Origin of the sequence: Actinoplanes sp. KI2 (genome assembly GCF_025630775.1) — a bacterium.
Lineage (GTDB): Bacteria > Actinomycetota > Actinomycetes > Mycobacteriales > Micromonosporaceae > Actinoplanes.
This window is the reverse complement of record NZ_JAOSZE010000038.1, coordinates 46458-70722: the sequence shown is the minus strand read 5'-3', so window position 1 is coordinate 70722 and position 24265 is coordinate 46458. Positions and strand designations below refer to the sequence as shown.

Genomic DNA, 24265 nt, shown 5'->3' with positions numbered 1-24265 from the left:
CTGAGGTGCGGCAGGCTCACTACCGGTAACGGATGGGATCGGAACTTTGGCCGGTCAGGGCGAGTCTCCAGCCGTCGCCCGTCGACGGGTGCGGTTGGCGCTGCGCCGCGCCCGCGACGCCATCGGCCTGAGTCAGGGCGCTGTGGCCGACCGCATGGGCTGGTCGCTGTCCAAAGTCCAGCGCATCGAAGCCGGTGACAACGCCATTTCCGGCACCGACCTGCGCGCGCTGCTCGATCTCTACGGCGTCACCGATCCGGAGGAGATCGAGCAGCTCCAGGAAGAGGCGAGGGTCTCCCGCCGCCAGCGTTGGTGGACGAAGCCGGAGTATCGCGAGTATCTGACCACTCCGATGTTGCAGCTTGTGCAGTTCGAGGCGGAGGCGGCAGAGATCCGGCTTTATTCTCCGATGCTGGTGCCGGGGAGCTTTCAGACATCCGAATACGCCGAACATGTCCTCGGCATCTTCAGCGCCGTGTTCGACGACGAGAAACGGCGGGTGCGACGTGATGTGCGGATACGTCGTCGAGAAGCGGTTCTGGAGTCGACCGACAGCACCCGGCACTACATCATTCTCGACGAGTCGGTGATTCAGCGCGAGGTCGGGGGGCTCGCCGTCATGGCCGATCAGCTCGACCTGCTTGCCGATCTCGCCCGGCGGCCGAACGTCTTCGTCCGCATAATCTCCTTGGGGGAAGGGGCGGTGCTGGGTTCGGCCGGCTATTTCTCGATCGTCGACATCGCGGACGAATTCGAGGATGCCATGCTGTATCGCGAGTTCTACACCGAGGATTCTTTCAGTCACGACCCCAAGGACGTGGCCTTCCATCGCGAGATGTTCGAGGACGCATGGAGCCGGTCGTTGAACGAGGAGAAGAGTATCCGGGCGATCGCGGCCGCGGCGACCGCGCTCCGAGCGCGCCTCGACCGCGCCTGACACCCGGAGTTTGATGCGTGCCGCCTAGAAGGGTGGACGGTGAAGATACGGGAAGGTGGAAGTGATGGCTCGGCCCACAACGGAGTGGCGTAAGAGTACGTTCTGCTCGACTGGCGCTTGTGTGGAAGTAGCCTTCGACGGGGATTCGGTTGCCGTGCGCGACGGGAAGAACCCGAAGCGGGAGGCGATTCGCGTCACGCGAGCACAGTGGAACGATTTCGTCCGCGGGGTCCAGGCTCACGAGTTTGACCGCTTTTGATGTGACGAGGCGCGCGCGGCACTTGTCCGCGCGCGCCGTACTTCCTTAGTCTTCGTTCAGGACTGTTGGTCGGTTGGCGTGTGAATCGACGCAGGGGAGGTCGACATGAGCGAAGCGGCGGCGAGGTGGCGTCGGAGCAGCTTCTGTGCGAACGCCGGCTGCGCTGAGATCAAGATTGACCGCGACACCGTCTCTCTGCGCAGCTCGGAGCGGCCCGAGCTCACTGTGGAGCTCACCAAGGCCGAGTGGGAGGCGTTCAAGAAGGGCATCGTCGCGGGCGAGTTCTGAGTTCTCAGATGGGCAGCGTTGCCGACAGGCGTAGGTCGTCCACGGCGTGGGCGGCGTGGATGGTGTAGTCGCCGGGGACCGTTTTCCAGCCTTCGTTCCAGGTCTGGAACGTTCGCGGGGGTAGCGGGATCCGCACCGTGACCGTCTCGCCCGGGTGGGCCTCGACGTTGGCGAAGCCGGCCAGCCAGCGCTGCGGGCGGGACGGGTCGGGGGCGGTGGGGGACACGTACACCTGAATCACCTCGCGGCCGAAGCGTGCGCCCACATTGCTCACCGTGACCATCGCCTCGGTGGCGTCGACCACCATCTCGTCGTAGCTCCACGTGGTGTAGCCGAGCCCATGTCCGAAGGCGTAGAGCGGCGGCTTCCCGGAGCGCAGCCAGCCCCGATAGCCGACGAACACGCCCTCGTCATAGGCGACCACACCGTCCCGAGGCGAAATCGAGAAGACCGGGCAGTCGGCCTCGGCTCGAGGCCACGTCGTGGGCAGGCGGCCGCCCGGCTCGGTGACGCCGAGTAGCACGTCGGCCAGGGCGGCGCCGCCCTCCTGGCCCGGGAACCAGGTCAGCAGGATCGCCGCCACCTCGGACGACCAGGGCATCAGGACCGGGGAGCCGGCGTTCACCACCACGATCGTGCGCGGGTTGGCCGCGGCCACCCGGGAGACCAGCTCGTCCTGGCGGCCGGGGAGGGCCAGGGACGTGCGGTCGAAGCCCTCCGACTCGACCTGCTCGGTGGTGCCGACCACGACCACCGCCACATCGGACTCGGCGGCCACGCGGGCCGCCTCCTCGATCATGCCGTCCTCGTCCGGGCGCGGCGGGCGGTGGCCCAGCGTGGTGGCCACCGAGTGAGCGGCGCCGGGTGCGATGAACTGGTCGAGGACGATCCGGGCGGGGACGCCGGCGGTCAGTTCCACGGTGACGCGTTGCTCGCGGGGCAACAGCAGCAGCTCGGCACGGCCGGTGTTGGCCGGGTGCAGGGCACCCTCGTACTGAAGGTCGCCGTCCACCGCGAGCCGGAACGAGCCGAAACCGGAGACCGCGAAGGTGTGCGGGCCGCTCTCGTCGGGGACGTACGTGGTCTCCAGGCGCAGGCCGTCGACCTGCGCGGGGTCCAGGCCGCCGGGGAGCGAGCCGATCCAGCGCACCGCGGCCGGGTCGACGGTGAAGGAATGCGAGCCGATGGTCACCCGGGTCGGGGCGTGCAGGGCCGGCAGGAACGGGCGCGGGTCGGCGCCGACCGCGTACTCGACGTCCACTCCGGACAGCGCCCGGGCCAGGCCCTCGAGCGGGGAGATCGTGTGCGGCGGGGACACCTGTGCGCTGCCGCCGCCGAGCACCCGCGCGTCCATCGCCAGCGCGCCGATCACCGCGACCCGGGTCAGGCCGGCCGCCTCGAGCGGAAGCGTGTAGTTCTCGTTCCGCGCCAGCACGAACGATCGGGCGGCCACCTCGTGTGCGACCCGGTCGCCGTCCAGGTTCTCGGCGATCTCGGGAAGATCGGCAAAAGCTCCCACGCGTACGGCGAGCCGCAGCACCCGGCGTACCTTCTCGTCGATCACCGCCTCCGGCACCTCGCCCGCGCGAACGGCTTCGACAAGTGCGCCGCCCCACGGGTTCTCCAGTTGCGGCATCGCGATGTCCAGCCCGCCCAGCGCCGCGCCCACGGTGGAGCGGGCGGCCCGCCAGTCCGAGACGACCACGCCGTCGAAGCCCCACTCGCCCTTGAGGATCTCGTCCTGCAGCCGGCCGTTGGCGGCCATCGGCGAGCCGTTCACCCCGTTGTAGGCGCTCATCACGCCCCACCCGCCGGCCTCGACCACCCGCTCGAAGGGCGCCAGGTAGATCTCGCGCAGCGTTCGCTCGTCGATCCGGACGTCCACCTCCATCCGGTCGGTCTCGAAGTCGTTGCCGACCAGATGCTTCACCGTGGTGCCCACCCCGTGCGCCTGTACGCCGCGCACGAATCCCACCGCGATCTCGCCGCTGAGCAGCGGATCCTCCGAATAGCACTCGAAGTGCCGGCCGCCGAGCGGGGTCCGCTGCAGGTTCACCGTCGGGCCGAGCACCACGTGCACCCCCTTGCGCCGCGCCTCCTGCCCCAGCAGCCGGCCCGCCGTCTCGGCCAGCTCCGGGTCCCAGGCCGCGGCCAGCGCGGTCGGGCTCGGCAGCGCGATCGACGGATCGTCCGGCGCCCACCCCGTTCCGCGTACGCCGATCGGCCCGTCCGACATCACCAGCGAGCGCAATCCGATCCGCTCGATCGCCGGCAGCGACCAGAAGTCCTGCCCGGCCAGCAGCGACACCTTCTCCTCAAGGGAGAGCTGCTTGATGACGTCCGCAATTTCGATCATCTGCTCACCCTATGATCTCGGGGGTGGACAATGACTGCTTGTTCTGCCGCATCGTCGCGGGCGAGATCCCGGCCACGGTCGTGCACGAGACCGACACCACGCTCGCTTTCCGGGACATCGACCCGAAGGCCCCCGTGCACGTCCTGGTGATCCCCAAGGAGCATCACGCCGACGTGGTCACGCTCGCACAGAACGATCCGACCGGCTCCGCCGACCTCCTCGCCGCCTGCGCCGCGGTGGCCGAGGCCGAGGGTCTGATCATGGAGGGCTTCCGGTTGCTGTTCAACACCGGGGGGTACGCCGGGCAGGAGGTGTTCCACGTGCACGCCCACGTTCTCGGCGGCGAGCCGCTCGGCCCCATGCTGGCCCGTCGATGACGGCCGCCGCCCGGTTCGAGCGCGCCGCCCGGCAGGCCCAGGCCGACGGCCGCATCCCGGCGCTGTCGGTCGCGCTGCACCGGGCCGACCGCGAGCCCTGGGTGCTCACCGTCGGCGAGTCCGGCAACCCGGACCACCCGCTCGGCCCGGACACCCGCTTCCGGATCGGCTCGGTCACCAAGACCTTCACCGCGGTGCTGGTCATGCAGGCCCGCGACGAGGGACTGCTCGACCTCGACGAGCCGATCTCGGCGTACCTCGACGTCCCGGCGCACGGTGACGCCACCCCGCGCCGGCTGCTCTCGCACACCGCCGGCTTCCAGCGTGAACCGGCCGGCGACGTGTGGGACACCCTGGTCACGCCGGACGCCGCGGACCTGCTCGCCCAGCTCGACCAGGCCGAACGGGTGCTGCCCAACGCCCGCCGGTTCCACTACTCCAACCTCGGCTTCGCCGTGCTCGGCCACCTGGTCGCCAAGCTGCACGGCACCACCTGGGAGCAGCTTTTCGCCGACCGGATCGGCACCCCGCTCGGCCTGACCGCCACCACCGCCGACCGGCCGGCCCAGGCCGCGGTCGGCTACCTGGTCGACGAGTACTCCGACGCCGCCCGCCCCGAGCCGCAGCCCGACCTCGGCGGCGTCGGGCCGGCCGCCCAGCTGTGGAGCACCGCCACCGACATGGCCCGCTGGGCCAGTTTCCTGGTCTCGCCGCAGACCGCCGACCCGGACGGCAAAGTCCTCGCCGCCGCCACGCTCGAGGAGATGCGCTGGCCGCTCACGCCGCGCGAGGAGACGGTCTGGGCCAGCGGCTTCGGCCTCGGCCTGCTGCTGGCCCCGCAAGCCCGCCGGGCCGTGCACGTCGGCCACGACGGCGCCATGCCCGGCTTCCTCGCCGGTGTCTACGGCCGTCGCGGCGACGGCGCGCCGGACGGGCTCGGCTGCGCGGTGCTCGGCTCCTCCGGCACCGCCGGCCAGGTCAACGAGCTGGTGCACGAGCTGCTGCGGATCGCCGTCGACGCCGACCCGGCCGAGATCAAGCCGTGGCGCCCGGCGCCGCCCGCGCCGCGCGAGTACCGCTCGGCGCTCGGCGTCTGGTGGAGCGAGGGCGGCCAGTTCGTCTTCTCCTGGCACGAGGGCGCGCTGCAGGCGCGGGCCGCCGGCGTGCCGGCCGACCGGCCGCCGGCGGTCTTCCGGCCGCTGCCGGACCGGCCGGACGTGCTGCGGACCGTCTCCGGGCGGGAGGCGGGCGAGCAGCTCCGGCTCACCCGCGACGAGCACGGCGTGATCGTGCGGATGCACTGGGCCACCTACCGGTTCACCCGGGTGCAGGAGGCCTTCGACGGGGGCGCGGCGTGGGACGGCAACGGCGACTGAGCGGGCGATAATGGCATCGGCGGCGGGAGGGCCGAGCGGATACGATGGCACGATCCTTTGGTACCCGTCGCCGGTGTCAGCGACGACAAAAATGAAAGCAGGTGCGGAGGCCTGCGGGCCGCCCTATGACCGGTACGCCGAACCCTTCCAGCGCGGGCTCCAGTGGCGCGGCGCGGGTGCAGACCAAGATCTCGGTATCCGACCCGAAGATCATGGTTAACCTGCTGGGTGCCAAGGACGAAATCCTGCGGCTCATCGAGCGAACCCTCGCCAGCGACGTCCACGTCCGTGGCAATGAGATCACCATCACCGGCGACCCCGCCGAGAACGCCATCGCCGAGCGCCTGTTCTCCGAGCTCATCGAGCTGATCGAGAAGGGCGAGACGCTGACCGTCGACTCGGTGCGGCGGACCGTCACGATGCTCGAGGAGAACACCACCGAGCGCCCGGCCGAGGTGCTGACCCTCAACATTCTCTCCCGGCGCGGGCGCACCATCCGCCCCAAGACGCTCGGCCAGAAGCGGTACGTCGACGCCATCGACGAGAACACGATCGTGTTCGGCATCGGCCCCGCCGGTACCGGCAAGACGTACCTGGCGATGGCCAAGGCGGTGCAGGCGCTGACCGCGAAGCAGATCAGCCGGATCATCCTGACCCGGCCCGCGGTCGAGGCCGGCGAGCGGCTGGGCTTCCTGCCCGGCACCCTCACCGAAAAGATCGACCCCTACCTGCGCCCGCTGTACGACGCCCTGCACGACATGCTCGACCCCGAGTCGATCCCGCGCCTGATGGCGGCCGGCACGATCGAAGTGGCCCCCTTGGCCTACATGCGTGGTAGGACATTGAACGACGCGTTCATCATTCTGGACGAGGCGCAGAACACCACGCCCGAGCAGATGAAGATGTTCCTGACGCGGCTGGGGTTCGGGTCGAAGATCGTGGTCACCGGCGACGTCACGCAGGTCGACCTGCCCGGCGGGACCAAGAGCGGCCTCAAGGTCGTCCGCGAGATCCTGCAGAATGTCGACGACGTGCACTTCGCCGAGCTGTCCAGCGCCGACGTCGTCCGGCACCGGTTGGTGGCCGAGATCGTTGACGCATATGCGCGGTACGACGAGGCGCAGGAGCAACCCGCCACATCCGTTCATGCCGTTCCCGGGCGCGCCGCCAGTGGTGGCGGCCGGTCCGGGCGTAGGCGCTGAGTCCAAGGGGTAAAGAGCACCACTATGTCCATCGAGATCGCCAACGAGTCGGGAGTCGAGGTCGACACCGACGCGATCCTCGCGGTGGCCCGGTACGCACTCGACGAGATGGGTGTCAACCCGCTCGCCGAGCTGTCGATCCTGCTTGTCGACATCGACTACATGGCGGAGCTGAACCACCGCTGGATGGGTGGTGACGGCCCCACCGACGTCCTCGCGTTCCCGATGGACGAGGGCAGCGTCGACCACGGTCCGGGCGAGGCCGGCACCGGCGAGCCGGCGCTGCTCGGCGACATCGTGCTCGCCCCGGAGGTCGCCGCCAAGCAGGCGGTGGCGGCCGGCCACTCGCCCGCCGACGAGCTGCACCTGCTCACCGTGCACGGCGCCCTGCACCTGCTCGGTTACGACCATGCCGAGCCGGAGGAGGAGCGCGAGATGTTCTCGTTGCAGAACCGCCTGCTGCAGGCATGGCGGGCCGGCCGGCAGGCCGGTTGATCGCCGTGGACCCCGCCCATCTACTCGCGGCAGGCAACACCTCGGCGGGCCTGCCGGACGTACAACTGATCTCCCTGGCCGTGATTCTGGTGTTGCTCGCCGGGCTCGCCTCGATGGCCGACGCGGCGCTGGCCACGGTGTCGCCGGCCCGGGCCGCCGAGATGGCCCGGGAGGGGCAGCGCGGCGCGGCGGCGCTGGCCGCCGTCGCCAAGGACGTGGTGCGCCACCTCAACCTGCTGCTCCTGCTGCGGCTGCTCTGCGAGCTGACCGCGACCACGCTGATCGCGCTGGTCGCGGTGGACAGCTGGGGGGTGGGCTGGCAGGCGGCGCTGGTCACGGCCGGCGCGATGACCGTGGTCAGCTTCGTCGTGGTCGGTGTCGCCCCGCGTACGGTGGGCCGCCAGCACGCGTACGCGGTGGGCCGGGCCGCGGCGCCGCTGATCCGCTGGCTGGGCAAGGTGCTGAACCCGCTGGCCTCGCTGCTGATCCTGATCGGCAACGCGGTGACCCCGGGCAGGGGGTTCCCGGAGGGGCCGTTCGGCAGCCAGGTCGAGCTGCGTGAGCTGGTGGACCTGGCCGAGCAGCGCGGGGTGGTGGAGCACGGCGAGCGCGAGATGATCCATTCGGTGTTCGCGCTGGGTGACACGATCGCCCGCGAGGTGATGGTGCCGCGTACCGAGATGGTGTGGATAGAGACGTCGAAGACGCTGCAGCAGGCGCTGTACCTCTTCCTGCGCTCGGGTTTCTCGCGCATCCCGGTGATCGGCGAGAGCGTGGACGACGTGCTCGGCGTGCTCTATCTCAAGGATGTGATCCGGCGCACCCAGTCCGGCGACCCGGCGGCGACCGCGCAGGCGGTGGCCGAGCTGATGCGGACCGCGACGTTCGTGCCCGAGTCGAAGCCGGTCGACGACCTGCTGTCGGAGATGCAGTCGGCGCGGACCCACCTGGTGATCGTGGTCGACGAGTACGGCGGCACCGCGGGCCTGGTCACGATCGAGGACATCCTCGAGGAGATCGTCGGCGAGATCACCGACGAGTACGACGTCGAGCGGCCGCCGGTCGAGCATCTCGAGGACGGCGCGGTGCGGGTGACCGCCCGGCTGCCGATCGAGGATCTCGGCGAGATCTTCGGGGTGGAGCTGCCCGCCGACGAGGTGGAGACCGTGGGCGGCCTGCTGGCGCAGACGCTCGGCCGGGTGCCGATTCCCGGCGCGCACGTCGACATGGGCGGGCTGCGCCTGGTCGCCGAGGGCACGACCGGCCGGCGGAACCGGATCGACTCGGTGCTGGTGCGCCGGGTCACGCCGCCGGAGCAGCCGGCCGAGCCCGATTCCGAAACCGAGACAGAGGAAAGACTGACCGCCGATGCCTGACCTGACTCCCGCCTCCGCCGTGCCGGCGACCGACGGCTCGGCGCTGAGCGCCGAGGACAACAAGCTGGTCACCCTGGCGCGAAGCGCACGCGCGCGGGTGGGTGCGGTCGAGGGTGCCGCCGTACGCGACCAGGACGGTCGCACCTACGCCGCGGCCACGGTGGTGCTGCCCAGCCTGGCGGTGACCGCCCTGCAGCTCGCGGTGGCGTCCGCGGTGGCGTCCGGCGCGACGAAGATCGAGGCGGCGGCGGTCGCCACCGAGGCGTCGGAGCTGGACGGCGCGGGACACGCGGCGGTGCGTGACCTGTCCGGGGACGCCCCGATCCACGTGGCCGGGCCGACCGGCGCCCTGCTCGGCACGGTTACGGCATGACCGCCTGCACCGAGCGGCACTGGCGCGAGTTGCCCGCCCAGGCCGCAGGCGAGGGCCAGAAGGGCATGCCTAAGGTGGGCACGGCATGACGGACCAGTCCGGCGAGGGCAGGACCGGCGCGGGCAAGACCGGGTCGGGGAAATCCGGCGCGGGCCGGTCCGGCGCAGGCAAGTCCGGCGCGAGCGACGAGCGGCGGCTCACTGCCGGCGAGCGCAACGAATTGCGGCGCCAGGAGAGGCGGGCCGCCCGGCGGGCCGAGGCGGCGACCGAGAGCGGACGAGGGTCGCGCTCCGGCGCGGGCGGTGGCAAACGTTCCGCCGCGGGCGGTGGCAAGCGTTCCGGTGCGGGCGCGGCCGGGTGGACGGACGGTGCCCGAAGCGGTTCGCGGACGCATCATTCAGGGGGCGGGCCGAGGGACGACCGGACGGGCGGGGCAGGGCCGCGCCGGGAACCGGGTGGACCGGCCAAGAATGCGGGACGGCCGGAATCGGCGTCGGCGGCGCCCACGCGTACGGACAAAATGCCGGAGGCAACCGCTCAGAAGTCGCCGCGGTATGCGGAAACGAAGTCGCATCGGCATGCGGAAGCGGCGCGCAGCGACGCGACGGACGAGGTCTATCGGGCCGGATTCGCGTGCTTCGTGGGGCGGCCGAACGCCGGGAAAAGCACGCTGACCAATGCCATCATCGGGCAGAAGATTGCCATCACGTCGAACAAGCCGCAGACCACGCGGCACGTGATCCGGGGCATTCTGCACCGGGAGAACGCGCAGCTCGTGCTGGTGGACACGCCGGGGCTGCATCGACCGCGGACATTGCTGGGGGAGCGGCTCAACGACCTCGTGCGGGAGGTGTGGAGCGAGGTCGACGTGATCGGCGTGTGTTTCCCGGCGGATGAGCCGGTGGGGCGCGGCGACCGGTTCATCTCGGCGGAGATGGCCGAGTTGAAGGCGACCGTGCTCGCGGTGGTCACCAAGGTCGATCTGGTCGACTCGCGGCGGCTGGCCGAGCATTTGCTGGCGGTCAGCCAGCTGCACGATTTCGCGGAGATCGTGCCGGTGAGCGCGGTCTCCGGGCACCAGGTGCAGAACCTGGTCGACGTGATGATCAAGTACTTGCCGGAGTCGCCGCAGCTGTATCCGGACGACGTGCTGACCGACGAGCCGGAGCAGGTGCTGATCGCCGAGTTGATCCGGGAGGCGGCGCTCGAGGGCGTGCGGGACGAGCTGCCGCACTCGATCGCGGTGCTGGTCGAGGAGATGATCGTCGAGGGCGGTCTCACGAAGATCTATGCGGATCTGTACGTCGAGCGGGACAGCCAGAAGTCGATCGTGATCGGCTCGCGCGGCGTCCGGCTCAAGGAGGTCGGCAGCCGGGCCCGGGCAGAGATCGAGCAGCTTCTCGGTGGCAAGGTGTATCTCGATCTGCACGTGCGCGTGGCCAAGGAGTGGCAGCGTGATCCCCGTCAATTGCGCAAGCTAGGTTTCTGATTTTGCGTATTATGGGATAATTCACTCCGATTTGTGACCTTGGGTGTGGCTTGGGTAAGCCAGTGGTCCTATGCGTACGCGTAACCAGTACCTGGACCTGCTGCGTGCGGTCGCGACCGTCCGCGTGGTCGTCTACCACTCCACCGGCTGGGCCGCCCTCAGCATCGTGTTCCCCGCCATGTCGGTGATGTTCGCGCTCGGCGGGTCACTGATGGCCGCCTCGCTCGACCGCTACGGGCCGTTCGCGGTCGAGAAGCGGCTGCAGCGGCTGCTGCCCTCGCTCTGGGTGCTGGTGGCGATCGCGGTGCCGGCGATGCTCGCGATCGGGCTGGTCTGGGACTGGCGGGTGCTGCTGTGGGCGTTCCCGCTGCAGGACCCGCCGGCCACCGGGTTCTGGCTCGAGGGGCTCGCCGCGATGTGGTACCTGCGCGACTTCCTCTGGCTGGTGATCCTGTCGCCGCTGCTGCTACCGCTGTTCCGGCGGGCGCCGCTGGTGACGATCATCATCCCGTACGTGGCATTGGCCGTCCTCACCTTCGCCGGGTGGCGCCCGCCGCCGGTGCTGCACGACGTCGCCCTGTACGGCGGGGCCTGGCTGCTCGGCTTCGCCCACCACGACGGCCTGTTGCGGCTCACCAAGCGCCGCTGCTGGCTGGTCGGCGTGCTGGCGGTGGCCGGTGCCGCCTGGACGCTGACCCATCCGGGCCCGCGCGGCTTCGACCTGAACGACATCCCGCTCGGCAACGCGCTCTGGTCGGCCGCCTTCATCCTGGTCGCCCTCGGGGTGTCGCCGACCGTGCGGCCGAGCCGGCTGCTGACCGTGCTGAACGCGCGGGCCCTGACGATCTATCTCTGGCACGTGCCGCTGATCGTCGCGGTCGCCCGCTTCGCGGAGTGGTCGGGGCTGCCGATCTTCGGCTGGGTCGGTATCGGCTGGCGGCTCGCCGTGGTGACGGCGGCGCTGTCGCTGGTCGTCCTGGCGGTGGGCTGGATCGAGGACGTCTCGGCCGGGCGGCGTCCCGCCCTGGTGCCCGGGGCGCCGAGTCGCCGGGCGCCGCTATCGCCGGCCCCGGCGTACGCCCTAGCGCGCTCGGACCAGTAGCGGCTGGGCGACCTGACCGATCTTTCCGTGCTCGTCGGACAGGACCGCCTCGGCCAGGCCCAGGCCGTCGTCGCTCAGGATGGTGCGGCAGGCCATGTGCACCCACTCGTCGCCGCTCTCGCGCAGCAGCGTGGCGGTCATCGTCGGCGGGATGGACAGCCACTTGTCCCAGTGCAGCTCGGCGGAGAGCCCGTTCGCCGAGTCGGCCACGATCAGCGCGCGGTCCTGCCCGTCGATCGGCACTCCCTCGATCAGCGGCATCCGCACCCGGGTCCACGCGTGCGTCTCGCCGAAGGCGTTCAGGCCGCCCTTGGTGCACCGCCACTCGATCGCCCGGCCGTAGCCCCAGCCGCCGTCGAACACGTCCTCCCGCTCGGGCAGGGCCGGCGGCAGGACCGGCTCGGAGACCACCGGCGGCTGCGGGCCGGGCGCGATGTGCCAGGCCCGGGCGGTCACCGCGACCCGGCCGTCGACCAGCATCCGGGCCTCGTTGAGCGCGGTCAGCCGGCCCGGCTTGACCGGCGACACCTCGACCCGGAACTCGCGGCGCGGTATCGGCCCGAGGAAGTCCACGGTGATCCGGGCCAGTCGCAGGCCGGTCAGGCGGAGCCGGTGGCCGAGCAGCGCGGCAGGCGGGCCGCCGTGCTGCATGGCGCTGTCCCACGGGGACTCGGTGAACTCGGTCGGTGCATAGTGGTCGTCGCCGAGCGGCTGGTAGAAGCTCACCCCACCGAGGCTACGGTGACGTCTCCGCTCCCGGCTCGGACGTCGATCACATTCTTCGACGACGAGTCGCTCTCCAGCCCATCGATGTTGAGGTCGCCCGAGCCGTGGCTGGTGACCAGCTTGTACTTGCCGTCCTGGGGCACGCCGACGGACACATCGCCGCTGGTGGTGTGCGCGGTCACCGAGTTCGGCGCGGCCAGCGACACCCGCACGTCGCCGGAGGTGACCCGGACGTCGACCGGGCCGCCGGCCTGGAGCGCCTCGATGTCGCCCGAGGTGGACTGGACCTTCACCGAGCTCTTGGCGTCGTTGACGTGGATGTCGCCGGAGGTGGCGCGGATCTGCACCGGGCCGGTCGCGTTGGCCACGATGAGATCGCCCGAGGTCAGCTGAAGGTCGGTGTCGGCCACGCCGTCCAGGCGGATGTCGCCGGACCCCTGCCGGCCGTGCACCTTCACGCCGGGCGGGGTCTTGATCTCGTACGACACCGAGCAGCGCATGCCGCAGGACGTGTCGATCGTCAGCGTCGTGCCCTGCAACTGGTACGAAGTGTCCGGATTGGTGGCCTGGCGGATCACCCGGCGGATCGTCGTCTCGGTCACCGGGGCGGTGGTCACGGTGATGTCGCCGGCCCCGCCGGAGAGCACAATATCGGTGATCTTGCCCTTCTCGGTGTCGTCGTAGGTCATCTTCGCCCCGACCACGCCGGCGCAGCCGCCGAGGCCGGCCGCCGTCGTGGCGATGAGGGCGAGGACTCCGGCACGCCGGATCAGGGTCGTGGTCATGGCCTGACGCTATTCGGGGGCCGGTCCCGGCACCATCGGTCCTCTCACTGAGCGATCCCCGAGATGACCCTGAGATCCGGGTCAGGGTTTGTCGTACCGCAGGGGCAGAATGGCTTCCGTGCCCACCGGATCCGGCTACCGCCGCCAGCTCTACCGCGACGACGCGGTGGTGCTGCGCGTGCAAAAGCTCGGCGAGAGTGACCGGATCATCACGCTGCTCACCCGGCGGCACGGCCGGCTGCGCGCGGTCGCCCGCGGCGTGCGGCGCACGACCTCCCGCTTCGGCGCCCGGCTCGAGCCGTTCGGCCACGTCGACCTGCAGCTGGCCGGCTCGCCCGAGGGCGTCGGCAGCTCGCTGCACTCGGTCAGCCAGGTCGAGGCCGTCGCGCTGTACGGCAAACAGTTCCTCGCCGACTACCCGCGCTACACCGCGGCCAGCGCGATCGCCGAGACCGCCGAGCGGCTCACCCCGATCGAGCGCGAGCCGTCGCTGCGGCTGTTCCAGCTCACCCTGGGCGCGCTCAAGGCGCTCGCCGCCGGGGAGCACGCGGGCAGCCTGGTGCTCGATGCATACCTGTTGCGCGCCATGACCACGGCCGGCTGGGCGCCCGCGATCGCCGAGTGCGCGGTCTGCGGCACCCCGGGCCGGCACGCCGCCTTCTCGGTGCCGGCCGGCGGCGCGGTCTGCCCCGACTGCCGCCCGCCCGGCGCGGCCCACCCGGCGCCCGCGACGCTGGCCCTGATGAGCGCGCTGACCGCGGGCGACTGGTCGGTCGCCGACGCGTCCGAGCCGCCGGTGCGCCGGGAGTGCAGCGGCCTGGTCGCCGCCCACCTGCAATGGCACATGGAGCGGGCGCTGCGCTCGCTCCCGCTTGTCGATCGACGGGAGACTTCCTGATGCCGCGTCCGCCCACCCCGCACCTGTCCGGGGCCCGCCCGCCCGAGCTGCCCAAGGGGTCACTGCCGCGTCACGTCGCGCTCGTCATGGACGGCAACGGGCGGTGGGCCAAGGAGCGCGGGCTCTCCCGCACCAAGGGTCACGAGCAGGGGGAGTATTCGCTGTTCGACGCCATCGAGGGCGCGATCGAGCTGGGCATTCCCTACCTTTCCGCGTACGCGTTCTCCACCGAGAACTGGAAGCGGTCGCCCGACGAGGTGCGCTTCCTGATGGGCTTCAACCGCGACGTCATCCGCCGCCGCCGCGACCAGCTGGTCGACCTCGGCGTGCGGGTGGTGTGGTCGGGCCGGCCCGGCCGGCTGTGGAAGAGCGTGATCCAGGAGCTGCAGACCGCCGAGCAGATGTCCCGCCACAACACCACGCTCACGCTGCAGTTTTGCGTCAACTACGGCGGCCAGGCCGAGATCGCCGACGCCGCCGCGGCCATCGCCCGGGACGTGGCAGCCGGCAAGCTCAAGGCCGACCGGGTCAACGAGAAGACGATCGCGAAATACCTGTACCACCCCGAGGTCCCCGAGGTGGATCTCTTCCTGCGCCCGTCCGGCGAGCAGCGCACGTCGAACTTCCTGCTCTGGCAGTCGGCGTACGCGGAAATGGTCTTCCTCGACACTCTCTGGCCCGACTTCGACCGCCGCCACCTGTGGTACGCGTGCGAGCTGTACGCGGGCCGGGACCGCCGCTTCGGCGGCGCGCTGCCCAACCCGGTGGCGCCGGCTTAGGTGTTCTGGGACGCGCCGGGCGACACCGGCGCAGGATCGCGTGACCGGTCGAGGCAGGCAGACCGAGCCGCCGACCCGGCCGGCCCGGGTGTGCGGGCCGGCTGCGGTGCGGCCGACTGACCCGGGTCGCTCATGCCGGCGGGACGTCTGGGTGGGCCGGCTCGGCGTTGCTGTGCGCGCTGTTGCGGCGGGGGCGTCTGGGTGGGTCGGCTCGGCGGTGCTGTGCGCGCTGTTGCGGCGGGGCGTCTGGGTGGGTCGGCTCGGCGGTGCTGTGCGCGCTGTTGCGGCGGGGCGTCTGGGTGGGTCGGCTCGGCGGTGCTGTGCGCGCTGTTGCGGCGGCGGCTGCGTGCTCGCGGTCCTCGGCGTGGTAGCGGTCGCGCGGGACCGAGCCCATCTCGGCGAGCGGGTTCTCGGTCAGGCGTTTCGCGGTGGTGACCGCCGCCTGGAGCCGGGCGACGGCCTACAGCTTCAGGATCCGCACCGTCGCTTCCACGTCGGAGAGATCCGGCAGCACCGCGTGCGCGCCGGCCAGCGCCAGGTCGGCCATCTTGGTCGACCCGGTGGCCACGCCGACCGCGTACGCGTGGTTGGCCAGCGCCGCCGTCACGTCGTGCACCGTGTCGCCGACGACGACCGGGGCGAAGCGCTCGCCATACTTCGCCTCGGCCCGTTCCAGGCTGCGCCGCACCAGGGTCGCCCGGACGGCGTCGTCGGTGCCGTAGCCGCCGACCTCGGCGTCGAAGGAGTCGGCGAGGTCGAAGGCGGCCACCTTGGCCCGGGCGACCTCGGGGACGTTCCCGGTCACCAGCGTCTGCACCACGGTCGGGTCGTCGCCGAGACGACCGAGCACATCCCGTACGCCCGGCATCAGCGCGCCCTGCTCGCCGAGTTCGTGGCGCACGGCCAGGAAGTTCTCGACGTAGCGGATGAAGAACCGCTCCGGGGTGCAGTCGGTGACACCGTGCGCGGCGAACACCTCGACGCAGATGTCCATGTCGGTGCGCCCGCCGAACTGCGGGTCGGACCGCCACGGGAGGCCGGTGACCTCGGTGAAGGCGCGCTTCCAGGCCCGCCCGGCCACCCCGCCGCCGCGCAGCAGGGTGTAGTCGACGTCCCACATGACCAGGCGTCGCAAGCGCGCGCCCGGTCGCCGTTCCGCAGCGTCAGTCCTCACTCCGGCGTCCGTTCTCACTTCGGCGTCCGTTCTCACTTCGGCGTCCGTTCTCACTTCGGCGTCCGTTCTCACTTCGGCGTCCGTTCTCACTTCGGCGTCCGTTCTCACTCTTGCAGCGCCCGTTCGATGTGCGCGACCTTGGCGGTGAGGGCGTCGGTGACGCCGGGCCGCACGTCGGCCTTGAGCGAGAGGCTGACCCGGGCGCCACCCGCGGCGACGGCCGCCACGGCCTGCTTGACGACCGCGAAGCACTCGTCCCACTCACCCTCGATCGTGGTGAACATGGCGTCGGTGTGGTTGGGCAGGCCGGAGGCGCGCACGACCCGGACCGCCTCGGCGACCAGGTCCCCCACCGACTCACCCGTGCCGATCGGCGTCACGGAAAAGGCAACCAGCATTCGCCCATCGTCCCAGCCTTTCCGGGGTGCTCGGCAAGCCTTGGCCGATCGCGGTTGGGGAACAAAGAGAGCGCTCTCACAGACGCCCGCGACGCGGCGGAAGGCGGGTGGACGGCCGGTCGGCGGCCGGAAAATCCGGCGATGAGATCGCGCTTCCCCGCAGGTCGAGGACCGATCTGCCGCGGGTGTTGCCCGTTCGTGCGCGGCCGGCCGACCTTTTGTACCGACCCGCTGTAGGGTGCTGCGGTGCTTGAGGCGTCGGCTGCGGGGACCTGGCTGCTCGGGGATCGGGTTGTCAACCGGATGGGATTCGGGTCCATGCGACTCACCGTGGATCCGGACGGGGACAATGCGGTTCGCGTTTTGCGGCGGGCGGTCGAGCTGGGCGTCGACCACATCGACACCGCGGCTTTCTACTTCTCGCCCGGCGGGGTCCTGGGCGTGGGGGAGGGCCCCGCTCGGTATGCGACCGAGCTCATTCGGCGCGCGCTTCACCCGTACGCGGGAAAGGTTTTCATTGCCACCAAGGTCGGTCCCGGGGTCCGGCCGGACGGCGGGTGGTGCGAGGCCCGGACGCCCGCCGAACTGCGCCGGCAGGTCGAGGAGAATCTGCGGCGGCTCGGGGTGGACCGCCTGGATCTGGTGAATCTGCGGGTCTTCCGGGGCGCCGACTCGGTGGGGGAGCGGTTCGCGGCGCTCGCGAAGATGCGGGACGAGGGGCTCATTCGGCATCTCGGGCTTTCCGCCGTCCGGCTCGAGCAGGTGGATGAGGCGTCCGCGATTGCGCCGGTGACCTGCGTGCAGAACAGTTTCTCGCTGGATCAGCGGCGCAGTGCCGAGCTCTTGCGGGTGTGCGGCGAGCGGGGCATCGCGTTCGTGCCGTTCTTCGCGATCGCGGGGGCGGGGCGCGAGGCGGGGCCGAGCGGCGAGCACGACGAGGCGGTCGCGCGGGTCGCCGCCCGGCACCGGATCACGCCACATCAGGTGCAGCTGGCGTGGACGCTGCATCAGGGGCCGCATGTGCTCGCCATCCCGGGCACCGGCCGCGAGGAGCACCTGCGAGCCAACGTCGCGGCCGGCGCCGTGCGGTTGACCGCCGACGAACTGCATGAGCTGGAGCGCAGCCCCGCCTAACCGCGCAGCAGGGCGCCGATCTCGGCGGCCAGCCGGGTCGCACCCTCTATCTCGGTCTTGCGGATCGACACGCTCTCCACGTGGAAGCCGTACGGCATGCCCAGCCGCAAGCAGAACGCCTGCAGGTCGCGGGCGATGGCCAGGCACTCCCGGTAGGACTCCGCCAGCGGGTCGGCGCAGTGGCGCAGGGTGTTCGCCATCCAGCGGGGCACGTCCACGCCCAGCCACTGGAGGAACTCCAGCGTCTTCTCCGAGCCGCACAGCGACAGCGTGAAGATCACCGGCCGCGGCTGGATGCCCAGGTCCTGGCAGGCGTAGAAGTAGTCGGAGATGAGGTTCTTGGTCTCGCCCACGTCGTAGATCACCTGGGAGATGAAGAAGCTGCAGCCGCGCTCCTGCTTGGCCAGCATGCGGCGGTGCTCGTCGCCGGAGCGGGCGTGCCGCTCGCTGATCACCACGGCGCCCAGTTGCAGCTCCGGGCGTATCTCGGCGCGCAGGTCCTGGGCCCGGCGCAGGTTGGTGCGCACCGGCTGGTCGCCGGCGGAGGCGCCGACGAAGACGCTCAGCACCCGGCCCGGGTCGGCGCCGTGCAGCCAGGTGCGCAGCTCGTCCTCGTCGTACTTGCCGACGCAGCGGTAGATGATCGTGGGCCGGTCCCACTCGCCGAGGTGCTCCGCGTGGAACGACGCCGGGTCGAGCGTCGGCAGATACGGGAACGGGCGCTCGGACGCGTTCCGCTCCGCCTCGTCGACGATGTCGTACAGGATCAGGCCGTCGAGATCCAGGGCGGACAACCGCTCGAGGGTGACCGCGGCGATCTCCTTGATTCGCGCCGGGGTGGAGCTCTGCCGCGGCGGGGTGATGCCGAACAGCAACACACCGCTCTGCGCTTCGGTCAGCATCGACTGCAAGGGGGGACGAGACATCCGGACAGCTTAGAAAGTGGCGTTAACCGAGGATCGGCCGGAACATGCCGGTGAGGACGGTCGTGGTGATCACCAGCGTGGCCAGGGCGACCGCGCCCACGATCAGCAGCCAGTCGCCCTTCGAAAAAACCTGCTTCCTTGCGTACGTGCGGGGAACGGCCGAATCGAAACCGCGCGCGTCCATCGCCACCGCGAGCCGGGTACCGCGCCGCAGGGCGCCCACGAGCAGGGCGAAGGCGAGCGCCGGGAAGGCGCGGAAGCCGGTGTCCACGCCGCGCGCCCGCCGGGCCAGCGTCAGCGTCTGCCACTCGGCGCCCAGCAGCGGCAGCAGCCGGAACGCGGCCAGCGCGCCGATCGCGAAGCGGGCCGGCGCCTTGGCGTTCTGCACCAGCGCGTCGGCCAGGTCGGTGGGGTCGGTGGTGGCGAAGACGATCACGCCGGGCAGCGAGATCGCGAACAGTCGCAGGATCAGGCCGAGCGCGGTGATCAGCACACCGCTGGTGATGTCGAACGGCCCGAGGTCGACCAGCAGCCGGCCGGAGCGGTCGGCCGCGAACAGCACCAACGAGATCAGCACGCCCGCGGCGGCCACCAGCAGCGGCCAGGCGCGCCGGGCCAGCACCGCGTACCGGACGCCGAACAGCGGCAGCACGGTGAGCTCGATGGCCAGGGCGAGGGCGGGGGTGAGCGGATCCAGCGTGGTGATCAGCGGCAGCGCGAACAGCAGCGCGGCGGCAAGCTTGGCGACCGGGTTGCGCCGGGCGAGCGGCGCGGCCGGATCGGCGACCGATTGCAGGGCGAAGCTCACCAGCGCCGCCGCCGGGGAAGCGGGTCGGGCAGGCGCGGCGACCCCAGCGGAAACGTACGGTCGGCGAGCTTCTGCACGAAGTCGTCGTCGTGGGTGATCGCCACCACGCCGTGCCCCTCGTCGCGCAGCGTCGCCAGCAGCGTGACCAGCTCGATCCAGGTGCGCCGGTCCTGGCCGAAGGTCGGCTCGTCGAGGACGAGCAGCCGCGGCGCGGTGGCCAGCGCCGTCGCCACGCTCAGCCGGCGGGCCTCACCCCCGGAGAGGGTGTACGGGTTGGCCTGCGCCAGCTTGGTCAGGCGCAACCGGTCGAGCAGTGCGTCCACCGTCTCCTTGATCTCGGCCTCGCCCCGGCCGAGTCGCCGCGGCCCGACCGCGAGCTCGTCCGCCACCCGCGCGGTGACGAACTGATGCTCCGGATTCTGGAAGACCGACCCGATCCGCTCGGTCAGCGTGGTGGCCTTCCACCGGTGCGGCGGGCGCGGGTCGCCGAACGCGGTGACCTGCCCGCCGGTCGGCGCCAGCAGCCCGCCCAGCACCAGCGCGAGCGTCGACTTGCCGGCGCCGTTCGGCCCGGTGACGGCCAGCACCTCGCCCTCGCCGACGCACATCGAGACCGGCGCCAGCCGCTGCCCGACCGCGACACCGTCGGCCCGGGCCAGCTCGCCCGTGCCCCGGACGCCGGCCTTGAGCGGCGGGATGGCGAACCCGGGCACCCACACGCCCTCGGCGGCGAGCCGATCCCCGTACGCGGCGAACACGACCTCAGGCGCGCCGTCCGACCGGATCCCGCCGCCGGGCTCGAGCACCACCACCCGGTCGACCAGCGGCAGCGCCTCGGCGACCCGGTGCTCCACCACGATCAGCGTCTCGTCGTCCCGGGACCGGCCGATCGCCTCGCGGACCAGCTGCGCACCGGCCGGGTCCAGGTTCGCCGTCGGCTCGTCGAGCAGCAGCAGGCCGGGCCGCAGCGCGAGCACCCCGGCCAGCGCGAGCCGCTGCGCCTCGCCGCCGGAGAGCGCGCCGGTCGAGCGGGTGATCGGGTACGGGAAGCCGACCCGGTCGAGCGCGTCGCTGACCCGCGGCCAGATCGCGGCGGCCGGCACCCCGCGGTTCTCCAGCCCGAACGCCACGTCGTCGCCGCTGCGGGCCATCACCAGTTGGGTCTGCGGGTCCTGGAAGACGATGCCGACCCGGTCGCGGGCGGCGCGCGGCTCGAGCCCGTCGATCGTCACCGTGCCGGCCGACTCGCCCGAGTCGGCCGGGAGCAGGCCGGCCAGCGCCGCGAGCAGGGTGCTCTTGCCGGCCCCGGACGGGCCGAGCAGGAGCACCCGCTCACCGTGCTCGACGGTCAGGTCGACGTCCCGGACAGCCCACGCGCGGCGGCCGGCATGCCGCCACCCGAAGCCCCGCAACTCGACCCGACTCATGATTCACCATCGAACCAAGAATCAGACCAGCGCGCGCGACCGGCCCGCCGGGAATCGGTCGAGCACACCCGTCTGAGCCAGCGCGCGGACCAGCAGCACGCTGCCGAGGCCGGCGATCACCAGCGAGGACGCCGCGGTGACCAGGATGTACGGGATCCGGAAGGTGGCCCAGGAGTAGCCGGGGTACCAGACGACCGCGTCGTACACCGAGGCCACGACGCCCGCGGTGGCGCCGGCCAGCATGGCCACCGGCAGGGTGTACACCTTGTAGGCGAACGCCGCGAAGATCAGCTCGGCGCCGAGCGCCTCCAGCGGGCCCTGGATCACGAGGGTCCAGCCCCAGCTGGTGCCGATGGCGACCGAGACGAGCGAGGCGAGGGTGAGGGTGTAGAAGGCGGCGCCGGGCTTGCGCACGATCAGCGCGCCGAGCACGGCCGGCACCAGCCACATGCCGTAGATGACGCAGCGGACCGGCTCGGTGATGCCGCTCAGCGGCCCGTTCCAGAGCAGGCCCCAGGCCCAGAAGATGACGCCGAACGCGACCGCGACGATCGAGGCGATCACGATGTCGATCGTGCGCCATCGGTTGGTGGACTCCATGAGTTGACCTCCCAGTTATAGCTACCGGGAGGAGACGCAGCGCCGTGGCTCGCCACGGCACGGCTGGAGAAAAGACCGAGCTTCCTGCGCTGGCATTACCCAGATCAGGTACGAGGGTCTGCGGGTGTCCCCACACTCTCAGCGCTGTGCGCTCCCCTGTCGGATTGCATGTGCTTCGATGGTGACGCTAACACCGGTGGGGGGCGTGCGACAGCGGAGGAGTGATCTACAACATGGAGATCAAGGCGCGGGGGTTCACCTTCGACGTGTACGAGGGCGGACCGGCGGACGGCGACCCGGTACTGCTCCTGCACGGGTTCCCGCAGGATCACCGCGAGTTCGACCTGATCCTGCCCCGGCTGCACGCGGCCGGCCTGCGCACGTACGCCCTCGACCAGCGCGGCTATTCGCCCGGAGCGCGACCCGACGCGGTCTCCGCCTACCGGATCGCCGAGCCGCTCGCGGACGCCGTCGCGGTGCTCGACGCCCTCGGCCTCGAGTCGGCGCACGTGATCGGCCACGACTGGGGCGCGCAGATCGGCTGGCTGCTCGCCGCGATGCACCCGGACCGGGTGCGCACCCTGACCGTCGTCTCCGTGCCGCACCCCAAGGCGCTGCAGCTGGCGATGCGGGTACGCCCGACCCAGCGCGCCCGGTTCGCCTACTTCGCCCTGTTCCGTTCGGCGATCGCGGAGCGCGTCCTGCTGGCCGGCGGCGGGGCCGCGCTCAAGGCGATGCTGCGTCCGATCGGCGACCGCGCCCGGCTGTACGTGGACGCGATGCGCGCCGACCCGGCCCGGCTGACCGGCGGCCTGAACTGGTACCGCGGCCTGGCCGGCACCGACCTCGGCGGCGCGCAGGTGATCACCGTGCCGACCACGTACATCTGGCCCGACCGCGACCTGGTCGTCGCCCGCACCGCCGCGCTGCGTACCCGGGACTGGGTGGAGGCCGATTTCCAGCTGGTGGTGCTGCGCGGGGTGAGCCACTGGGCGCCCGAGCAGGCGCCGGAGTCGGTCGCCGACTGCGCGCTGGCTCGCATCCGGCCGGCATGAGAACAGCGAACCGGCCGGCGTGAGAGCGGCATGAGGACAGAGAACCGGCCGGCATGAGGCCGGAAAGACGAAACCGGCTGGCGCACGAGACCGAGAGACACCGCTGGGATCGCAATTTCGGCGACCTGCTCCAGGAGCTGCGGGTGGCGCAGACCGGCGTGCAGATCCTCTTCGCCTTCCTGCTCACCCTGCCGTTCAGCAACGGCTTCGCGCACGTCTCGACGCTGCAGCGCGACCTGTACGTGGTCGCGCTGCTCGCCGCCGCCGGTGCCGCCGCGATGCTGATCTCGCCGGTCGCGTTCCATCGCGCGCTGTTCCGCCAGGGCCGCAAGCCGGAGCTGGTCCGCTACGCGCACCGGATGGTCACCGGTGGCCTGGCGTTCCTGCTGATCGCGATGGTGAGCAGCATCTTCCTGATCGTCGACTACCTGCTCACCCGCTGGGTCGCGATCGTGCTGGGCGGGACCGCGGCACTGTGGTTCCTGTTCTTCTGGGTCGGCCTCCCGCTCTACCGGCACAACTGGATCGACGAGGCCGACGAGCGGGAGGAGGAGGCGCTCAACGCCGACGACCCGACGCCGTGAGCCCGAGCCGCTTGAGCTCGAGCGCGGCGAGCGCGTCGACCGCCTCCGCGTCGCCGTTGCGCCAGCTCTGCGCGATGTCCGGGCCGAGCCGGGTCAGCTCGTTCAGCGGCCGGCCGGCCAGGGCGCGCAGGGCCAGCAGGTCGCGGCCGGCCGGCTCGGCGCGTACGGCCGACGCCAGCCCGGCCCGGCGCATCCAGCGCAACCGGAACGGCAGCCAGAGGAAGACCACCAGCGCGAGCGGCACCGAGACGGCAAGGATCGCCAGCAGCACCGACATCTGGTCGACGACATGCTGCTGTTGCCGGCCGGCGTCGGCGATCGCCCGGGCCGCGTCGGCGGCACCGTTGAACGGCTTGACCAACTGGTCGCCGACCAGCGGCACCCGGTTGACCTTGCTGCCCGCGTCGGCCAGGTTGTCCGCGATGCCGCCGCCCGCGCTCTGCAGCTTCTGCCCCGGGACGGCCAGTTTCTGCACCATGTCGTGCACCCAGAGGCCGGCCCGGATCCACAGATAGACCCAGACCACCACGACGATGTCGGTGAGCAGTTGACGGATGGCGGTGGGCAGCCGCTCGGCGTAGAGCTTCACGGGGGAAGCGTCGCACGTGGACGGTGTTACCGCTTGGTCGCACAGTCCGGGCAGGTGCCGAAGATCTCCATGGTGTGTGAGACGTCGGCGAAGCCGTGCTTGGCCGCCACCTTCTCCGCCCACGACTCGACGGCCGGGCCCTCCACCTCGACCGCCCGGCCACAGACCCGGCACACCAGGTGGTGGTGATGGCCCTGGCTGCAGCGGCGGTACAGGTGCTCGCCGCCGGGCGGGCGCATCACGTCGATCTCGCCGGCGTCGGCGAGTCCCTGCAGCGTGCGGTACACCGTGGTCAGCCCGACCCGCTCGCCCCGCTCGCGCAGCAGCGCGTGCAGCTCCTGGGCGCTGTTGAAGCCCTCGACGTCGTTGAGCACGGCGCTCACCGCGGTGCGCTGCCTGGTGTTGCGCTGTGCACTCGTCTCGGCGTTCAAGATCGGACCTCCCGCGCATGGTTGACGGCGTCGGCGACGATACGCGCGACATGATCATCCACCAGTGAGTACGCGATCTCCCGGCCGCGGCGCGCGCCACGCACCACTCCCGCCCCGCGCAGCACCCGCAGGTGCTGGGAGACCAGCGGCTGGGGTGCGCCCAGCTTCTCCACCAGCTCGTGCACGCAGCGCTCGCCCTCGCCGAGCTCGGCGACGATCGCGACCCGGATCGGCGCGGCGAGGGCGCGCAGCAGCTCCCCGGCCGACTCGTAGGCCTCATAACCGGTGGTCGTCATGGTTCCCGCCAATTTATCCCTCGGC

Annotated in this window: 28 protein-coding genes and 1 riboswitch; of the genes, 16 read left to right on the top strand and 12 right to left on the bottom strand. The window is 71.3% G+C overall.

Annotated features, from left to right (window positions below; all coding sequences use genetic code 11):
* Window positions 1–88: 88 nt before the first annotated feature.
* The 3 genes from ODJ79_RS34160 (at window position 89) to ODJ79_RS34150 (ending at window position 1484) form a co-directional block, all read left to right on the top strand.
* Window positions 89–937 (top strand): helix-turn-helix domain-containing protein, encoded by an 849-nt coding sequence (locus ODJ79_RS34160; protein ID WP_263027771.1) that lies wholly within the window; start codon window positions 89–91, stop codon window positions 935–937.
* Window positions 938–1001: 64 nt separating this feature from the next.
* Entirely contained in the window at window positions 1002–1196 is a 195-nt protein-coding gene (locus ODJ79_RS34155; protein ID WP_263027770.1) for a DUF397 domain-containing protein, read from the top strand.
* A 105-nt stretch (window positions 1197–1301) separates the two neighbouring features.
* Window positions 1302–1484 (top strand): DUF397 domain-containing protein, encoded by a 183-nt coding sequence (locus ODJ79_RS34150; RefSeq protein WP_263027769.1) that lies wholly within the window; start codon window positions 1302–1304, stop codon window positions 1482–1484.
* A gap of 4 nt (window positions 1485–1488) precedes the next feature.
* On the opposite strand, the gene ODJ79_RS34145 is transcribed toward ODJ79_RS34150, so the two are convergent.
* On the bottom strand, window positions 1489–3840 hold the full coding sequence (locus ODJ79_RS34145) for a glycoside hydrolase family 3 protein (RefSeq protein ID WP_263027768.1): 2352 nt from the start codon (window positions 3838–3840) through the stop codon (window positions 1489–1491).
* Window positions 3841–3863: 23 nt separating this feature from the next.
* Between ODJ79_RS34145 and ODJ79_RS34140 the strand changes: the two genes are divergently transcribed.
* The 8 genes from ODJ79_RS34140 (at window position 3864) to ODJ79_RS34105 (ending at window position 11630) form a co-directional block, all read left to right on the top strand.
* Window positions 3864–4217: an HIT domain-containing protein gene (locus ODJ79_RS34140; RefSeq protein ID WP_263027767.1), complete on the top strand. Its 354-nt coding sequence runs from the start codon at window positions 3864–3866 to the stop codon at window positions 4215–4217.
* Window positions 4214–5593, top strand: coding sequence for a serine hydrolase domain-containing protein (locus tag ODJ79_RS34135; RefSeq protein WP_263027766.1), 1380 nt, complete (start codon window positions 4214–4216; stop codon window positions 5591–5593). Before ODJ79_RS34140 ends, ODJ79_RS34135 begins: the two co-directional genes overlap by 4 nt.
* Before the next feature lie 125 nt (window positions 5594–5718).
* Complete coding sequence (locus ODJ79_RS34130; RefSeq protein ID WP_263027765.1) at window positions 5719–6795, top strand: PhoH family protein; 1077 nt, start codon at window positions 5719–5721, stop codon at window positions 6793–6795.
* Window positions 6796–6819: 24 nt separating this feature from the next.
* On the top strand, window positions 6820–7290 hold the full coding sequence (gene ybeY / locus ODJ79_RS34125) for an rRNA maturation RNase YbeY (protein WP_263027764.1): 471 nt from the start codon (window positions 6820–6822) through the stop codon (window positions 7288–7290).
* Window positions 7290–8666: a hemolysin family protein gene (locus ODJ79_RS34120; protein ID WP_263027810.1), complete on the top strand. Its 1377-nt coding sequence runs from the start codon at window positions 7290–7292 to the stop codon at window positions 8664–8666. Before ybeY ends, ODJ79_RS34120 begins: the two co-directional genes overlap by 1 nt.
* Window positions 8659–9039, top strand: a complete 381-nt coding sequence (locus ODJ79_RS34115) for a cytidine deaminase (protein WP_263027763.1) — start codon at window positions 8659–8661, stop codon at window positions 9037–9039. Before ODJ79_RS34120 ends, ODJ79_RS34115 begins: the two co-directional genes overlap by 8 nt.
* Before the next feature lie 520 nt (window positions 9040–9559).
* The gene (era, locus tag ODJ79_RS34110; protein WP_263027762.1) at window positions 9560–10528 is read left to right on the top strand and encodes a GTPase Era; all 969 of its coding nucleotides are present in this window, start codon (window positions 9560–9562) and stop codon (window positions 10526–10528) included.
* 70 nt (window positions 10529–10598) lie between these two features.
* Entirely contained in the window at window positions 10599–11630 is a 1032-nt protein-coding gene (locus ODJ79_RS34105) for an acyltransferase family protein (RefSeq protein WP_263027761.1), read from the top strand.
* On the opposite strand, the gene ODJ79_RS34100 is transcribed toward ODJ79_RS34105, so the two are convergent.
* Both ODJ79_RS34100 and ODJ79_RS34095 read right to left on the bottom strand, forming a co-directional pair.
* Complete coding sequence (locus ODJ79_RS34100; protein WP_263027760.1) at window positions 11610–12356, bottom strand: thioesterase family protein; 747 nt, start codon at window positions 12354–12356, stop codon at window positions 11610–11612. The two genes, ODJ79_RS34105 and ODJ79_RS34100, sit on opposite strands and share 21 nt — an antisense overlap.
* Window positions 12353–13141 carry a DUF4097 family beta strand repeat-containing protein gene (locus ODJ79_RS34095; protein WP_263027759.1) on the bottom strand — a complete coding sequence of 263 codons (789 nt, stop codon included), beginning with the start codon at window positions 13139–13141 and terminating at the stop codon, window positions 12353–12355. The genes ODJ79_RS34100 and ODJ79_RS34095 overlap by 4 nt, the downstream gene beginning before the upstream one ends.
* Before the next feature lie 109 nt (window positions 13142–13250).
* Between ODJ79_RS34095 and recO the strand changes: the two genes are divergently transcribed.
* Both recO and ODJ79_RS34085 read left to right on the top strand, forming a co-directional pair.
* The gene (recO, locus tag ODJ79_RS34090) at window positions 13251–14039 is read left to right on the top strand and encodes a DNA repair protein RecO (protein ID WP_263027758.1); all 789 of its coding nucleotides are present in this window, start codon (window positions 13251–13253) and stop codon (window positions 14037–14039) included.
* Entirely contained in the window at window positions 14039–14818 is a 780-nt protein-coding gene (locus ODJ79_RS34085; protein ID WP_263027757.1) for an isoprenyl transferase, read from the top strand. The genes recO and ODJ79_RS34085 overlap by 1 nt, the downstream gene beginning before the upstream one ends.
* A gap of 460 nt (window positions 14819–15278) precedes the next feature.
* Here ODJ79_RS34085 and ODJ79_RS34080 read toward each other — a convergent pair whose 3' ends face one another.
* Entirely contained in the window at window positions 15279–15953 is a 675-nt protein-coding gene (locus ODJ79_RS34080; protein WP_263027756.1) for an HAD family hydrolase, read from the bottom strand.
* A gap of 143 nt (window positions 15954–16096) precedes the next feature.
* Window positions 16097–16390, bottom strand: a complete 294-nt coding sequence (locus tag ODJ79_RS34075; protein ID WP_263027755.1) for an MTH1187 family thiamine-binding protein — start codon at window positions 16388–16390, stop codon at window positions 16097–16099.
* A 303-nt stretch (window positions 16391–16693) separates the two neighbouring features.
* On the opposite strand from ODJ79_RS34075, the gene ODJ79_RS34070 reads away from it, so the two are divergent.
* On the top strand, window positions 16694–17524 hold the full coding sequence (locus ODJ79_RS34070; protein WP_263027809.1) for an aldo/keto reductase: 831 nt from the start codon (window positions 16694–16696) through the stop codon (window positions 17522–17524).
* Here the strand turns inward: ODJ79_RS34070 and ODJ79_RS34065 are convergent.
* From ODJ79_RS34065 to ODJ79_RS34050, 4 genes are read right to left on the bottom strand one after another with little or no spacing between them, the layout of a single operon-like run.
* Window positions 17521–18450, bottom strand: coding sequence for a methylenetetrahydrofolate reductase (locus ODJ79_RS34065; protein WP_263027754.1), 930 nt, complete (start codon window positions 18448–18450; stop codon window positions 17521–17523). The two genes, ODJ79_RS34070 and ODJ79_RS34065, sit on opposite strands and share 4 nt — an antisense overlap.
* A gap of 22 nt (window positions 18451–18472) precedes the next feature.
* On the bottom strand, window positions 18473–19258 hold the full coding sequence (locus ODJ79_RS34060) for an energy-coupling factor transporter transmembrane component T family protein (RefSeq protein ID WP_263027753.1): 786 nt from the start codon (window positions 19256–19258) through the stop codon (window positions 18473–18475).
* Window positions 19255–20685, bottom strand: coding sequence for an ABC transporter ATP-binding protein (locus tag ODJ79_RS34055; RefSeq protein WP_263027752.1), 1431 nt, complete (start codon window positions 20683–20685; stop codon window positions 19255–19257). The genes ODJ79_RS34060 and ODJ79_RS34055 overlap by 4 nt, the downstream gene beginning before the upstream one ends.
* A 21-nt stretch (window positions 20686–20706) precedes the next feature.
* Complete coding sequence (locus ODJ79_RS34050) at window positions 20707–21285, bottom strand: ECF transporter S component (protein ID WP_263027751.1); 579 nt, start codon at window positions 21283–21285, stop codon at window positions 20707–20709.
* A gap of 63 nt (window positions 21286–21348) precedes the next feature.
* Window positions 21349–21453, bottom strand: a riboswitch (TPP riboswitch).
* 65 nt (window positions 21454–21518) lie between these two features.
* Between ODJ79_RS34050 and ODJ79_RS34045 the strand changes: the two genes are divergently transcribed.
* Window positions 21519–22340 carry an alpha/beta fold hydrolase gene (locus tag ODJ79_RS34045; RefSeq protein ID WP_263027750.1) on the top strand — a complete coding sequence of 274 codons (822 nt, stop codon included), beginning with the start codon at window positions 21519–21521 and terminating at the stop codon, window positions 22338–22340.
* Between the two features lie 53 nt (window positions 22341–22393).
* Window positions 22394–22924: a DUF6328 family protein gene (locus tag ODJ79_RS34040; protein WP_263027749.1), complete on the top strand. Its 531-nt coding sequence runs from the start codon at window positions 22394–22396 to the stop codon at window positions 22922–22924.
* Here the strand turns inward: ODJ79_RS34040 and ODJ79_RS34035 are convergent.
* Genes ODJ79_RS34035 through ODJ79_RS34025 form a run of 3 tightly spaced genes read right to left on the bottom strand, consistent with a single transcriptional unit; the run spans window position 22899 to window position 24240 of the window.
* Entirely contained in the window at window positions 22899–23513 is a 615-nt protein-coding gene (locus ODJ79_RS34035) for a hypothetical protein (protein WP_263027748.1), read from the bottom strand. The two genes, ODJ79_RS34040 and ODJ79_RS34035, sit on opposite strands and share 26 nt — an antisense overlap.
* Window positions 23514–23539: 26 nt before the next feature.
* The gene (locus ODJ79_RS34030) at window positions 23540–23944 is read right to left on the bottom strand and encodes a Fur family transcriptional regulator (RefSeq protein ID WP_263027747.1); all 405 of its coding nucleotides are present in this window, start codon (window positions 23942–23944) and stop codon (window positions 23540–23542) included.
* Entirely contained in the window at window positions 23941–24240 is a 300-nt protein-coding gene (locus tag ODJ79_RS34025; RefSeq protein ID WP_263027746.1) for an ArsR/SmtB family transcription factor, read from the bottom strand. The genes ODJ79_RS34030 and ODJ79_RS34025 overlap by 4 nt, the downstream gene beginning before the upstream one ends.
* Window positions 24241–24265 lie beyond the last annotated feature (25 nt).